The 14,049-nt window shown below is 72.3% G+C and carries 10 protein-coding genes and 1 pseudogene; 5 read left to right on the forward strand and 6 right to left on the reverse strand.

Annotated features, from left to right (window positions below):
* Nucleotides 1-63: 63 nt before the first annotated feature.
* Together KSP35_RS15200 and KSP35_RS15205 are read left to right on the forward strand one after the other, a co-directional pair.
* Nucleotides 64-1,497: an OB-fold domain-containing protein gene (locus KSP35_RS15200; RefSeq protein ID WP_216996669.1), complete on the forward strand. Its 1,434-nt coding sequence runs from the start codon at nt 64-66 to the stop codon at nt 1,495-1,497.
* A 1-nt stretch (nt 1,498) separates the two neighbouring features.
* The gene (locus KSP35_RS15205) at nt 1,499-2,698 is read left to right on the forward strand and encodes an acetyl-CoA acetyltransferase (RefSeq protein ID WP_216996670.1); all 1,200 of its coding nucleotides are present in this window, start codon (nt 1,499-1,501) and stop codon (nt 2,696-2,698) included.
* A 153-nt stretch (nt 2,699-2,851) separates the two neighbouring features.
* Here KSP35_RS15205 and KSP35_RS15210 read toward each other — a convergent pair whose 3' ends face one another.
* On the reverse strand, nt 2,852-4,450 hold the full coding sequence (locus tag KSP35_RS15210) for an MFS transporter (RefSeq protein WP_216996671.1): 1,599 nt from the start codon (nt 4,448-4,450) through the stop codon (nt 2,852-2,854).
* A gap of 140 nt (nt 4,451-4,590) precedes the next feature.
* Between KSP35_RS15210 and KSP35_RS15215 the strand changes: the two genes are divergently transcribed.
* Nucleotides 4,591-5,163, forward strand: a complete 573-nt coding sequence (locus KSP35_RS15215) for a TetR/AcrR family transcriptional regulator (RefSeq protein ID WP_216996672.1) — start codon at nt 4,591-4,593, stop codon at nt 5,161-5,163.
* Nucleotides 5,164-5,215: 52 nt separating this feature from the next.
* Here the strand turns inward: KSP35_RS15215 and KSP35_RS15220 are convergent, their stop codons facing one another.
* Nucleotides 5,216-7,003, reverse strand: a complete 1,788-nt coding sequence (locus KSP35_RS15220; RefSeq protein WP_216996673.1) for a long-chain fatty acid--CoA ligase — start codon at nt 7,001-7,003, stop codon at nt 5,216-5,218.
* 234 nt (nt 7,004-7,237) lie between these two features.
* On the opposite strand from KSP35_RS15220, the pseudogene KSP35_RS15225 reads away from it, so the two are divergent.
* Nucleotides 7,238-8,432, forward strand: a pseudogene (locus tag KSP35_RS15225) (acetyl-CoA C-acyltransferase).
* Between the two features lie 258 nt (nt 8,433-8,690).
* Here KSP35_RS15225 and KSP35_RS15230 read toward each other — a convergent pair.
* The 3 genes from KSP35_RS15230 to KSP35_RS15240 form a co-directional block, all read right to left on the reverse strand.
* Nucleotides 8,691-10,493 carry a von Willebrand factor type A domain-containing protein gene (locus tag KSP35_RS15230; RefSeq protein ID WP_216996674.1) on the reverse strand — a complete coding sequence of 601 codons (1,803 nt, stop codon included), beginning with the start codon at nt 10,491-10,493 and terminating at the stop codon, nt 8,691-8,693.
* Nucleotides 10,494-10,536: 43 nt separating this feature from the next.
* Entirely contained in the window at nt 10,537-10,803 is a 267-nt protein-coding gene (locus KSP35_RS15235) for a hypothetical protein (RefSeq protein WP_216996675.1), read from the reverse strand.
* A 255-nt stretch (nt 10,804-11,058) separates the two neighbouring features.
* The gene (locus tag KSP35_RS15240; RefSeq protein ID WP_216996676.1) at nt 11,059-11,610 is read right to left on the reverse strand and encodes a cell division protein CrgA; all 552 of its coding nucleotides are present in this window, start codon (nt 11,608-11,610) and stop codon (nt 11,059-11,061) included.
* Between the two features lie 105 nt (nt 11,611-11,715).
* On the opposite strand from KSP35_RS15240, the gene KSP35_RS15245 reads away from it, so the two are divergent.
* Nucleotides 11,716-12,303 (forward strand): aminodeoxychorismate/anthranilate synthase component II, encoded by a 588-nt coding sequence (locus KSP35_RS15245; protein ID WP_216996677.1) that lies wholly within the window; start codon nt 11,716-11,718, stop codon nt 12,301-12,303.
* Between the two features lie 48 nt (nt 12,304-12,351).
* Here the strand turns inward: KSP35_RS15245 and pknB are convergent, their stop codons facing one another.
* Nucleotides 12,352-14,013, reverse strand: a complete 1,662-nt coding sequence (gene pknB, locus KSP35_RS15250) for a Stk1 family PASTA domain-containing Ser/Thr kinase (RefSeq protein ID WP_216996678.1) — start codon at nt 14,011-14,013, stop codon at nt 12,352-12,354.
* Between the last annotated feature and the right edge of the window lie 36 nt (nt 14,014-14,049).

Here is a 14,049-nt window from a genome sequence, read left to right on the forward strand (position 1 = left end):
CCGGCCCACGGGCCCGGGACCGGAATGTGACGACCCGTCAGAAACGGGCCTAGCCTCCTGGGCATGCGTGGGATCATCAGCCACGGGGCCTACCTGCCCCACCGCCGCCTCGACCGCAGCACCATCGCCGCGGTGGCCGGCACGGGCGGGGGCAAGGGCACCCGGACCGTCGCCAGCTACGACGAGGACACCACCACGCTGGGGGTCGAAGCGGCCCGCCGGGCCCTCCGCGCCACCGCCACGGTGCCCGGCGCGCTGTGGTTCTCCACCGTGGTGCCGGCCTACGTCGACAAGACCAACGCCACCGCCATCCACGCCGCGCTGCGCCTGCCCGGCGACGTGATCGCCGCCGACTTCGGCGGTGCCATCCGCTCCGGCGTGGCCGCCCTCCGTGCCGCCCTGGCCGGCGGCCCGGCTGCCCTGGTGGTCACCGCTGACATCCGCACCGGGCTCCCCGGCAGCGCCGACGAAGCGGCCGGTGGCGACGCCGCCGCCGCGCTCCTGGTGGGCGACGACGCCGACGGCCCGGTGGTCGCCGAGCTGCTCGGCTCCGGCACCGCCACCGACGAGTTCCTCGACCGCTGGCGCACGCCCGGCGACGTGCGCTCGAAGCAATGGGAGGAGAAGTTCGGCGAGATGTCGTACCTCCCGCTCGGGGTAGAGGCCTTCAACGCCGCCCTCGACGCCGCCGGCATCGACGCCGCCGCCATCGACCACCTCGTGGTGGCCGGCCCCCACGCCCGGGCCGCCAAGGCCGTCGTCCGCAAGCTCGGCGTAGCCCCCGACAAGGTGGTCGACGACCTGAGCGCCACGGTGGGCAACCCCGGCGCCGCCCAGGCCGGCCTCCTGCTCAGCTCGGCGCTCGAGCGGGCCACGCCCGGCCAGGTGGTGGTGCTCCTCTCGCTGGCCGACGGCGCCGACGCCCTCGTGTTCCGCACCACCGACGCCATCGCCCAGCTCGTCCCCTCGGTCTCCGTCGCCGACCAGGCCGCCGCCGGCGCCCCGCTCCCCTACGGCAAGTTCCTCGCCTGGCGCGGCCTGCTCACCCCCGAGCCGCCCCGCCGGCCCGAGCCCGCCCGGCCGTCGGCCAGCGCCGCCGGCCGCGCCGAGGACTGGAAGTTCGGCTTCGTCGGCAGCAAGGACCGCAGCAGCGGGGCCATCCACCTGCCGCCGGCACGGGTCTCCATGACCGGCGGCGCCATCGACGACATGGAACCGATCCCCATGGCCGACGTCCCCGGCCGGGTGGTCACCTACACCATCGACAAGCTCGTCTACTCGCCCAGCCCGCCGGTCGTCTTCGCGGTGGTCGACTTCGACGGCGGCGGCCGCGCCCCCATCGAGCTCACCGACGTCGACCCCGCGGACGTGAAGATCGGCACCGCCGTCGAGATGACCTTCCGCCGGTTCTTCACCTCCGACGGCATCCACAACTACTTCTGGAAGGCCCGGCCGGTGGCCGGCGCCCCCACCGACACCGCAGAGACGGAGGCCTGACATGGCCAGCCACGGCATCAAGGACCGCGTCGCCATCGTCGGGATGGGCTGCACGCCCTTCAAGGAGCACTGGGACAAGGGCGTCGACGACCTCGCGCTCGACGCCTCGAACGAGGCCTTCGCCAGCGTCGGCATCGACAAGGACGACGTCGACGCCTACTGGCTGGGCACCGCGCAGAGCGGCATGAGCGGCATCACCCTCGCCCGCGCCCTGCAGCTCCAGAACAAGCCGGTCACCCGGGTGGAGAACTACTGCGCCACCGGCTCCGAGGCGCTGCGCCAGGCCGCCTACGCGGTGGCCTCCGGCGCCTACGACGTGGCCATGGCGGTGGGCGTCGAGAAGGTCAAGGACTCCGGGTACCAGGGCCTCAACGCCTTCCCCATCCCCAGCGACGGCACTACCCGCACCCTCACCGCCGCCGGCTCGTTCTCGATGGTGGCCCCGGCGTACGCCGAGAAGTACGGCGTCGAGATGGACCAGCTGAAGCGCACCCTGGCCCGCATCGCCTCCAAGAACCACCACAACGGCGCCCGCAACCCGCGGGCGCAGTTCCGCAAGGAGTTCAGCGTCGACCAGCTCTGCGCCATGCCCCGCGTGGCCGGCGACCTGAGCGTGTTCGACTGCGCCGGCGTGGCCGACGGCTCGGCCGCCGCCATCGTGGTCCGGGCCGAGGACGCCCTGCAGTACACCGACAAGCCGATCTACCTGAAGGCGCTCAGCTTCGTGGCCGGCAACGGCTCCGGCCTGGTCGACCCCGGCTACGACTACACCTGGTTCCCCGAGATCGCCGCCTGCGCCGCCGACGCCTACGCCCAGGCCGGCATCACCGACCCGGCCGGCCGCATCGCCATGGCCGAGGTGCACGACTGCTTCACCCCCACCGAGCTGGTCCTCATGGAGGACCTGGGCTTCTCCGAGCGGGGGATGGGGTGGAAGGACATCGAGTCCGGCCGCTTCGACCTCGACGGCGAGCTCCCGGTCAACCCCGACGGCGGCCTCAAGAGCTTCGGCCACCCCGTGGGCGCCAGCGGCCTCCGCATGATGTTCGAGGCCTACCTCCAGCTGCGCGGCGAGGCCCCCGAGGACCGCACCATCTCCTCGATCACCCCCGAGCGCAACCTCGCCCTCACCCACAACCTCGGCGGCTACCCCGGCGAGATGGTCAGCTTCGTCTCCATCATGGGCCCCACCCTCGACTGATCCGATCCGCCGGACCGGGCGGAGCTCTGGCCGCCCCAGCGACCGAAACCCAACCCACCACGGCCAACCCGCGACGACGGACGACCCGGACGCGACGGCACCCGGGCCCTGCGCGGGCCCGGGTGCCGTCGGTCGCTCGAGGAGCTGGGTGGCTCAGTCGACGAGGGAGAGCTCGTCGAGCTCGACCGGCGTCGCGTCGCCGTCGGAGGCCACGGCCTCGACGGTGCGGGGCATGGCGAAGAAGGCGATGAGGGCGGCGGCGCCGGCCACCGCCGCGCTGATCCACATCGTGGTGCTGAGGCCGTCGACGAAGGCGCCGCGGGCGACGGCCATGATCTGGTCGCCGGCGGGGCCGGCCTTGGCCGCCACCACCGAGGCACCGCCGATGCCCGAGCGGACCGCCTCGGCGGCGCTGGCCGGGAGGGCGTCGGTGGCCGAGCCGAGGCCCGACCGGTAGCCCGAGCTGAGGACGCTGCCCAGGAGGGCGATGCCGAGGGCGCCGCCGAACTCGCGGACGGTGTCGTTGAGCGCCGAGGCCACGCCCTGCTCCTCTTGGGGGAGCGAGCCGGTGATGGCCGACGTGGCGGGCGTCTGGGCCAGGCCCACGCCGACGCCCAGCACCAGCAGGCCCGGCAGGACCGACCAGTAGCCGCCCGACACGCTGGCGAAGGCCGCCATCATCCCGAGGCCGGCGGCCACCAGGCCGAGGCCGGAGACGAACATGGTCCGGAAGCCCACCCGGGTGGCGATGCGGGGAGCGACCGCCGAGAGCGGCATGAGCACCGCAGCCATGGGCATCAGGCCGAGCGAGGCCCGGATGGCCGAGTAGCCGAGGGCGGCCTGCAGGAACTGGACGATCACCAGGAACAGGCCCATCAGCAGGGCGAAGAGCACGAGCAGCACGAGCGAGCCGGCAGCGAGCGATCGGTTGCGGAAGACCCGCAGGTCGAGCAGCGGGTGCTCCTGGCGGCGCTCCCAGACGGCGAACCAGCCGGCGGCCACCAGGCCGAGGGCGAGCCCGCCCACGGTGAGGGGCTGGGTCCAGCCGTGCTCGGGGCCCTCGTGCACGGCGAGGACGAGCGCCCCGACGGCGACGGCCGAGAGGATCGAGCCCAGCACGTCGAAGCGGCCGTGCGCCTCTTCGCGAGAGCGGGGCACGAAGGCGGCGGTGAGGCCGAAGGCGGCCGCGGCCAGGACGATCGGGGCGGCGAACACCCAGGGCCAGGTGAAGCTGTCGACGACGATCGACGAGCTGAGCAGGCCCAGCACGCCACCGGCGCCGGCGAAGCCGGCCCACACGCCGACGGCCCGATCCCGCTCCTCGGCGGGGAAGGTCGAGGTGATGACCGACAGGGTGACCGGCATGATCATGGCGGCGGCGGCACCGCCGACCACCCGGGCCACCAGCAGCTGGGTCACCGTGGTGGCCAGCGAGGCGGCGACGTTGGCGACGGCGAAGAGGCCGAGCCCGCCGAGCAGCACCTGCTTGCGGCCCCACCGGTCGCCGATGGCGCCGATCGGGAGGAGCAGGGCGGCGAGGGCGATGGTGTAGCCGTTGATGACCCACAGCAGCTGGCTCTGGGTGGCGCCCAGGTCGGCGGCGAGCTGGCCCTGGGCCACGTTCAGCCCCGAGACGGAGGCCACGACGGCGATGAGGCCGGTGCAGACGGCCACCAGGACCCAGCGTCGGCGGCGGGCGCCGTCGGGGTCGGGCGGTGCCGCCGTGGTGGGGTCGAGCGTTGGTGCGGTCATCGGTCCTGCTCCTGCCTGGTCTCGTACAGTACGAGACGGTAGCGTTTCTCTAGTACGAGACGGTACGGTACTGTTACTTCGGGGATCTGGCAAGCCCCCTCCCGCGTGACACCCGTCTCCCAGTAGCTTCGAGGTCGACCATGGACGCCCGCATCACCCGCACCCGCACCGCCGTCATGGAGGCCGCCACCGAGCTCCTGCTCGAGGGCGGCCCGACGGCGATCACCATGGACGGCGTCGTGGCCCGCTCGGGCGTGGCCAAGTCGACCCTCTACCGCCACTGGCCCACGCGGGACGCGCTGGTGGCCAGCGTCTTCACCCACATCGCTCCCGAGCTGCCGGAGCCCGATCCGTCGCTCCCGTTCGAGGACGCGCTGCGGGTGCTGGCCCACGCCTTCGTCGACATCGTGGCCGACCCCTACTGGGTGCGGCTGATCCCCGCCATGCTCCTGCTCAAGGCCGACCTCTCCGAGATCGCCCAGCTCGACGCCGAGCTCCAGAAGCACCAGTCCGACGTGCTGGCGCCGGTGCTGGCGTGCGGCGCCGCCGAGGGCCTGCTGCCGGAGGGCTACGACACCGAGCTCGAGGCCACCCTGCTGATCGGGCCGATCCTCATGGCCGCGCTCACCGGTTCCACCCCGCTCACGCGCGAGTTCGCCGACCGCTGCGTCGACCACTTCCTCGCCGGCATCGGCGCCCACGCCCGGGCTTGAGCCGCGCCGTCAGCCCGCGGGCCCACGCCCTGGCGATCCGTCGGTCCCGACCTCAGCGGGCGTAGAGCTCCTCGATCTCCTTGGCGAACGCGGTGTTGACGCCGCGCCGCTTGAGCTTGGAGGTGGGGGTGAGGATCTCGGAGTCGGGCAGCCACTCCTCGCCCAGCACCTTCACCTTCTTGACCCGCTCGGCGTTGTTGAACCCGGCCATGACCTCCTCGAGGCCGGCCTCCACCGCGGCGATGACGTCGGTGTTGTCGGCCAGGTCCTGGAGCGTCTCGAAGTCGATGCCGTGCTGCTTGGCCCACACCGGCGCGGTGTCGGGGTCGAGCACCACCAGCGCGGAGACGAACGGGCGCTGGTCGCCGATGGCCGCCGCCTGGCCCACCAGCGGGATCATCTTGAGGGCGGCCTCGAGGTTGGCGGGGCTGATGTTCTTGCCGCCGGCGGTGATGATCAGCTCCTTCTTGCGGTCGACGATCTTCAGGTAGCCGTCGTCGTCGAGCTCGCCGATGTCGCCGGTGTGGAGCCAGCCGTCGTCCGAGAGCGCCTCGGCGGTCTTCTCGGGGTCGTCGAGGTAGCCACGGAACACGTGGGGGCCGCGGGTGATGACCTCGCCGTCCTCGGCGATGGCCACCTCGGTGCCGGGCGCCGCCGGGCCGACGGTGCCGGGCTTGATGCGCTCCGGGGTCCAGGTCATGAGGCCGGTGTTCTCCGACATGCCGTACACCTCCGACAGCGGGACGCCGATGGCGCGGAACCACGTGAGCAGGTCGGCGGGGATGGGAGCCGCACCGGTGACGGCGACCTCGAGCTGGTCCAGGCCGAGCAGGGCCCGCACGGGGGTGAAGGCCACCTCGTCGAGGAACGCCCAGGTGGCGTCGTCCTCGGCGGTGGCCTCGCCCCAGGAGCGACGCAGGGCGATGGGCCGGCTGGCCTCGACCGCCTCGTCGAACTGCTGGGCCTTCTCGGGATCGGCGGACAGGGCGGCCACCAGGCCGGCGTGGATCTTCTCCCAGACGCGGGGCACGCCGAAGAGCACGTTGGGCCGCACCTCGGCGCAGTAGGCGGCGATCTTCCCGGGCTCGGGGCAGCAGCTGACCTCGTAGCCCAGCACCAGGTTGGAGTAGTGGCTGACGGTCCGCTCGGCGATGTGGGCCATCGGCAGGTAGGAGACCACCCGCTTGCCGGCGGCGTCGTCGAACGCCATGAGCTGGCGGGTGGCCTCGGCCACGAAGAGCACGTTGGCGTTGGTGATCTGCACGCCCTTGGGCGGGCCGGTGGTGCCCGAGGTGTAGATCACCGTGACCAGGTCGTCGGGCGAGCCATCGGCGGCGGCGGCCGCCAGGTCGATGGGGTCGTTGGCGAGGAGGTCGTCCCAGGTGAAGTCGGCGGCCCGCTCGCCGGGCTGGACCACGCCCAGGGAGCGCAGCGACGTGAGCTGGTCGCGCACCGGTTCGAAGCGAGCCAGGAAGCTGTCGTCCTCGACGATGCCGACGGTGGCGCCGGAGTGGCCCACCAGGTACTCGATCTGGTCCGGGGCCGACGAGTTGTAGATCGAGATCGGGGTGGCGCCGATCATGAGCGCCGCCACGTCGAGGACGTGGAACTCCGGCATGTTGCGCATCATCAGCACCACCCGGTCGCCCCGCTCGACGCCCTGGGCCCGCAGGCCGGCGGCGACCCGTGCGACCTCGTCGGCGTACTGGGCGAAGGTCCGCTCGCGCCACGCATCGCCCTCCTTGCCGCGGAGCGCCACGTCGCTGCCGCGGGCCTCCACGACGTCGAGGAAGGCCTGGGCGATCGTGCGGCCGGTGGCGTGGTCGGTGGTCTGGCTCATGGTGGGCCGGGTCCCCTCGTGGCGTGGTGGTGGTCGGGCGGTGCCTCGCGGACCGGGCGACCCCTCCCCTGGAGGACCTTCCACCGTCTCGCGAGGGGCCAGAGCCTAGGGAAATCCCCGTGCGCCTGTGACCGACGCCGGGTTGCAACGGCCACGGAGGGGCGGCGAGACTGCAACTAGACCGTTCGGTCAAGAAGATCACGGACCCCGATCGGGGCCGAAAGGGGAAGCCACATGGCCACCGCAGTCATCGTCGATGCCGTCCGTACCCCGGGCGGCAAGCGCTACGGCAAGCTCTCGGGTTGGCACTCCGCCGACCTCGCCGCCGAGGTGCTGAAGGCGCTCGTCGAGCGCAACAACCTCGATCCGGCCCTCGTCGAGGACGTGATCATGGGCTGCGTCATGCAGGTCGGCAACCAGTCGGTCAACGTCGGCCGCTCGGCCGTGCTCGCCGCCGGCTTCCCCGACACCGTGCCCGCCACCACCATCGACCGCCAGTGCGGCTCCTCGCAGCAGTCGGCCCACTTCGCCGCCCAGGGCGTCATCGCCGGCGCCTACGACATCGTGATCGCCGCCGGCGTCGAGGTCATGTCCACCACCCCGATGGGCGCCTCGGTCACCCCCGGCAGCTTCCCCATGGGCCCCAAGGTCATGGAGCGCTACGCCCCGGTCGGCGGCGTGGTCATGCAGGGCACCTCGGCCGAGATCATCGCCAAGAAGTGGGACATCTCCCGCGAGGAGATGGACGAGTACGCCGTCGAGTCCCACAAGCGGGCCACCACCGCTCGCGACGAGGGCCGCTTCGACAACGAGATCATCCCGGTCAAGGAGAAGCGGTTCGACCGCGAGACCAGCCAGATCATCGAGTCCGACGAGCTGGTCACCGCCGATGAGGGCATCCGCCCCGACTCCTCCATGGAGTCCCTCGCCAAGCTCAAGCCCGCCTTCGACCCCGAGAACGGCCGCGTCACCGCCGCCAACTCGTCGCAGATCACCGACGGCGCCTCCGCCGTGCTGATCATGAGCGAAGAGAAGGCCAAGGAGCTGGGCCTCAAGCCCCGCGCCCGCTTCCACTCCTTCGCCGTCGCCGGCGTCGACCCCATCGAGATGCTCACCGGTCCCATCCCCAGCACGAAGATGGTGCTCGACAAGGCCGGTCTGAAGCTTCGAGGACATGGATCTCATCGAGATCAACGAGGCCTTCGCCTCCGTCGTCCTCGCGTGGAAGAAGGAGTACGACCCGGACATGAGCAAGGTCAACGTCAACGGCGGCGCCATCGCCCTCGGCCACCCGCTCGGCTGCTCCGGCACCAAGCTCATGGCCACCCTGCTCAACGAGCTCGAGCGCACCGGCGGCCGCTACGGCCTCCAGACCATGTGCGAAGGCGCCGGCATGGCCAACGCGACCATCATCGAGCGCCTCGACTGAGGACTTCGTCCTCTCGTCCCGCCGCTCGATGGTTCGGTTTTCGGCTGGCCTTCCAGCGTCACTCGTCCTCGACGACTCGGCTGGCGCCTCGTCGAGGGCCGTCCTTCCCGCTCTCGGGCTCCTTCGTCGCCCGGGCCGCTCGGGCCCTCTCGCCTTCGGCGACACGGTGGCGGGGCCCTGCCGGGGACGGCGGACCAGCCAGACCACGACAGCACCCCCGGTCCTCAGGGCCGGGGGTGCTGCGCGTTCCGGGGCTGGTCAGTCGGCGTAGGTGGCGGTGGGGCTGGGGGTGGCCTTGGTGGCGGCTCGCATGAGGTCGAGCATGGCCTCGGGGGTGACCACGGAGCCGGGGAGGCCGGCGGCGGGGAGGCCCTTCGCCGCCGACTCGGCCTCGGCGATGATCGCCTCGAGGTCGGCCTGGCTGCCGGGCTCCACGGGGGTGGCGTCGTCGCTCGGCACGGTCGTGGTGGTCGGGCCGTCGACATCGTCCTCGACGATCACCGGGCCCTCGGGGTCGCCCGAGGGGCCGCCGGCGGGCTGGCTGGCCAGCCACTCGGCGAACGCCGCGGTGGCCGCCTGGAAGCGGAGGTCGTCGGGCGCCTGGTCGGCCTTCGTCGCCCCGCCCAGCACGACGGGCCGCTCGGCGGTCACCGTCTTGCCGCTCGCCCCGTCGACGTAGCGGACCTTGGCGCCGCCGAGCACCGAGTCGGGAGCCAGGTCGTCGGCGCCCTTGGCCAGCCGGACCTCGTAGAGGGCGGTCACCCGGTGGCCGGCGCCGATCTCGCCGGCGTCCACCGAGGCGTCGTCGAAGTCCTCCTCGGCCAGGGCCCGGTTCTCGTAGCCGAGCAGCCGGTACGACGACACCATCGCCGGGTCGAAGCGCACCTGGGCCTTGGCGTCCTGCGCCACCACCGAGAGGGTGGAGGTGAGACGGTCCCGGAACAGCTTCTCGGCCTGGGCGTAGGTGTCGAGGTAGGCGTAGAAGCCGTCGCCCTGGTCGGCCACCTGCTCCATGAGGTCGTCGTTGTAGTTGCCCATCCCGTAGCCCACGGTCACGAGGTGGATGCCCTGCTCGGCCCGGTCCGAGATCACCCCGGCCAGCCCGTCGGGGTCGGTGAGCCCCACGTTGGCCACGCCGTCGGAGGCGAGGATCACGGCGTTCAGGCCGTCCTTGCGGAACGCCTCCTGCGCCTGGCGGTACCCGGCGCGCAGGCCGGCCTCCAGGTTGGTGCTGTTGCTGGGCTGGAGCTCGTCGATGGCGTCGACGATCCGCTTGGCGTCCTTGACCGGCGTGGGCTCGAGGACGACACCGGCCTCGTCGGAGTACTGGACGATGGCGATGGTGTCGTCGTCGCGCAGGTTGAGGACCAGGAGGCCGAGCGAGGCCTTCACCAGGCCCAGCCGCTCCCGGATGTCCATGGAGCCCGAGGTGTCGACGACGAAGGTGAGGTTGGCCGGCGGGCGGTCCTCGACCGAGAGGTCCCGGCCGGCGACGCCGACCCGCACGAGCCGGGTGTCGTCGAGCGCCGAGGGCGCCGTGTCGACCGCGACGCCGATGGCGTCCGACGGCGCCTCCTGCTGCGAGCCCAGGGCGTTGACCCACTCCTCGGTGCGGACCGAGTCCGGCGGGGGCAGCGTGCCCTCGCTGAGGAACGTGCGGCCCACGGAGAAGGAGCCGGTGTCGACGTCGAGCCCGAAGGTCGAGGTGGGCTCGGCCTTCGGCGTCACGAACGGGTGGTGGCCGGCGCCCACGAAGGTGTTGTCCTCGTAGATGGTCGGTGGCCGGGGTGCCACCGGCCCTTCGGCCTGGTCGTAGGCCACCCCGCCCCCGCTGGCGGTCGGCGAGGCGTTGGTCATCGGTCCGCCGGCCGAGCCCGCCCGCTGCTCGGGGTAGCCGGTGACGTAGCGCTCCGGGTCGAGGTCGACGCGGGGCTTGCCGTCGGCGGTGGGATACGGCTTGCCTCGCTCGACGGTGGTGGGGGGCGAGGCTGCCTCCGAGCTGCAGCCGGCCACCAGGGCGACCGCGAGGGCGAGGGCGGGAAGGGCACGGCGGGGGGTCATGGCCGGTCCGACGGCGCCGCCGCCGACCCGGTTCCCCGACGGCTCAGAGCTCGTCGGCCGGGGTGACCAGCTCCATGTCCTCCATGCAGTGGCGCGGCGGCTCGGGCACCTCGTCGTTCGCCATCGTCATGCGCACCGTGGTGGAGCAGATCGAGCACTCGTAGGTGAGGCGGACCTTGCGGAGCTCGCCCGGATCGGGCGGCTCCGGCACCGGGCGGGCGAAGCTGCCGAGGATCTTCATCCCGACCCGCAGCAGCACGAAGGCCACCACCACCGCCACCACGATGTTGAAGATCGAGAACGAGCCCACGGGCCCAGCGTAGGGCGACGGTGGCCGACGTCACCCACCGGGCCACGGGCCCGGGACCCGTTTCGCGGGCGATGCTGCGCCGGCCTCGGCACCTCGTCCACCGGTAGCTGTCGCCCGTCTGGCAGGTGGACGAGAAGTTACAAGGCTGTGACCCTCCCCAAGGTTGTCCACAGGCTGGGGAAAGGACCGGTTCGCCCTGCACCTTGTCCACAGGAGGCCGCCGAGACGACCTCAGGGGGGGTGATCCGGGGTCGCTCAGCGGTACTGCGTGGCGGCGATGATCCCGCCGAGGATGAACGCCAAGCCGATGACCAGCCGGATGTTCTCGGCGTCGCCGAACACGCCCATGTAGTTCAGCATGATGATCAGCGCGCCCACGATGAGCAGGCCGAACATGATGGCGGGCACCCACCAGGGGCTGGGGCCCGGGGCGTACTTCGGCTCCGGCGCCGTGTAGCGGTCGGCGTAGCCGAGGTCCTCGCCGTCGGCGCCCTTCGACCGAGCCGGCGTGGAGCCCTTGGGCGGGGTGACCTTCACGCCCTGCGGCGCCCCCTTGGGCGTGACCCGTTTGCTGACCACCTTCTTGCGCACCACCGCCGGGCTGGCCTTGGCCGCCGCCGGCTTGGTGGTGCCCGCCTTGGCCGGGCCCGTCGTAGGCTCCTCGTCCACAGGCGTCGCAGCGGCGTCGCCCTCGGCCTCGATCGGCTCCGCAGAGGCGGCGTCGGTCTCGGCACCGGCGTCGGCGGCGAGGTCCTCGGCGGGGTCGACCTCGGTCTCGGCGGCGGGATCGGTGGGGTCGTCGGCCATGGGGCAGGACTCTACCGAACCACCGGAGCCGGCCCGAGGCACGGGGCGTGAGACGGGCCGAACCGAGGCGGGAGCCTCGGAGGCCAACCACTACCGTGTCGGGCGATGGGACGCCGGGTGCTCGTGATCGACAACTACGACTCGTTCGTCTACAACCTCGTCCAGTACCTCGGTGAGCTCGGCGCCGAGCCGATCGTGCACCGCAACGACGCCCTCACCGTGGCCGAGGTCGAGGCGCTCGACCCGGACGGCATCCTGATCTCCCCCGGCCCCGGCACCCCGGACGACGCTGGCATCAGCAACGAGCTGATCGAGCGCTTCACCGGCCGCAAGCCCGTGCTCGGCGTGTGCCTCGGCCTCCAGTGCATCGGCCAGGTCTTCGGCGGGAGCGTGGTGCGGGCGCCGGAGATCATGCACGGCAAGACCTCGCTCATCCGCCACACCGGCACGGGGGTGTTCACCGGCCTGCCCCTCCCCCTGGAGGCCACCCGCTACCACTCGCTGGTGGTGCAGCGCGACACGGTGCCGGCCTCGCTGGAGATCACCGCCGAGACCGACGACGGCCTGGTCATGGGGCTGCGCCACCGAGACGGCCCCACCGAGGGCGTGCAGTTCCACCCCGAGTCGATCCTGACCGTCGGCGGCCACGACCTGGTGGGCAACTTCCTCGCCCAGGTCGACGCCCTCAGCTGAGCCCGGCCGCACCCGCTGACCCGGCCGCTCCGGCTGGCGGGGCGTCCGCTACTGGGTGGTGGTGGTCGTCACCGGGGCCACGGTCGATGTGGTGGCCGGCGGGCTGGAGGTCGTGGTGGTCACCGGTGGCCGCGTGGTCGTGGTGGTGGGCGGCAGCGTCGTGGTGGTGGTGGGCGCCAGCGTGGTGGTGGTCTCGGCGGTGGTCGTGGTGGCGCGCGGGATGGCGACCACCAGGACGATCGAGGCGTCCACCGGCTGGGTGCCGGGCCCGGGCTCGGAGCGGATGACGGTGCCGGCGCTGAGGTCGGACTCCTCCTCCCGCCGGGTGATCTTGGCGTCGGCGAAGCCCAGCTCCACCAGCTGCGACCGCGCTGCGGCCTCGGTGAAGCCGTTGAGGTCGGGGATGTCGGCCGTGGCTGCGCCCCCGCTGACGGTCAGCTTGACGGTGCCGCCCTCGTCGACCGAGCCGCCGGACTCCGGGTCCTGGGCGATCACCTCGTCCTTCGGCTTGTCGGATGCGGCGACCTCGAACTCCGCGGTGAGGCCGAGGTTGTCGAGCTTCTGGCTGGCCTCGTTGCGGGTCAGGCCGACGTAGTTCTCGACCGTGACCTGCTTGGTCTCGGAGTCGAACACGCCGAGCTGCTTGCCGAAGGCGAACAGCAGGCCGCCGAGCACCACGAGCAGCAGCAGGATGGCAGCGAAGAACCACCCGGTCCGCTTGCGCGGCGGCGGCTCCTCGTAGCGGGCCGCCTCGGTGGCGCCGGTGGCGGGGCCGGCCGGCACCACCACGCCCGCAGCCCGGGGGACGGCCGCGGTGGCGGCGGTGGGCGGGCCGGGCGGAGGTGCGGCGAGCGCAGCAGCGGCCTGCACGGGACGGCCCTCGCGGAAGCGCAGGAGGTCGGCCCGGAGCTCGGCGGCGTCCTGGTACCGGTCGTCGGCTTGCTTGGCCAGGGCCTTGAGGGTGATGGCCTCGTAGGCCTCGGGCACGCCGGGCACCTGCTCGCGCAGCGACGGGACCGGCTCCTGGACGTGCTTGTAGGCGATGGCCACGGGGCTGTCGGCGGAGAAGGGCGGCTTGCCCGCCGACATCTCGTAGAGCACCACGCCCAGCGAGTACAGGTCCGACCGGGGGTCGACCGGCTTGCCCTGGGCCTGCTCGGGCGAGAAGTAGGTGGCGGTGCCCATGACCGAACCGGTCTGGGTGAGGTTCTCCTCGGAGCTCTGGGTCATGGCCCGGGCGATGCCGAAGTCGGCCACCTTGACCTCGCCGTTGCTGGTGATGAGCACGTTGCCGGGCTTGACGTCGCGGTGCACCACGCCCTTGCGGTGGGCGAAGCCGAGGGCGCCGGCGACGTCGGCGGCGATGCCGGCAGCCCGCTTGGCCTCGATGGGGCCGTCGCTGCGGAGGATGTCCGACACCGACCGGCCGTCGATGTACTCCATGACGATGTAGTAGGTGCCGCGCTCCTTGCCCCAGTCGTAGACGCCCACGATGTTGGGGTGGTTCAGGTTGGCGGCGCTCTGGGCCTCGCGGCGGAACCGGGCCACGAACGAGGGATCGGTGGCGAACTCCGGGAAGAGGATCTTGATGGCCACCGGCCGGTCGAGCAGCCGGTCGCGCGCCAGGAAGACCTCGGCCATCCCGCCACGTCCCACCCGACGCTGCAACTCGTAGCGGCCGTTGAGCACGACCTGTTCACGGTTCGACATCGCCGCGCCAGCCTAAGAGGTGGCCGGGCGGCGAAC

Source organism: Aquihabitans sp. G128 (genome assembly GCF_019048865.1).
Taxonomy (GTDB): domain Bacteria; phylum Actinomycetota; class Acidimicrobiia; order Acidimicrobiales; family Iamiaceae; genus Aquihabitans.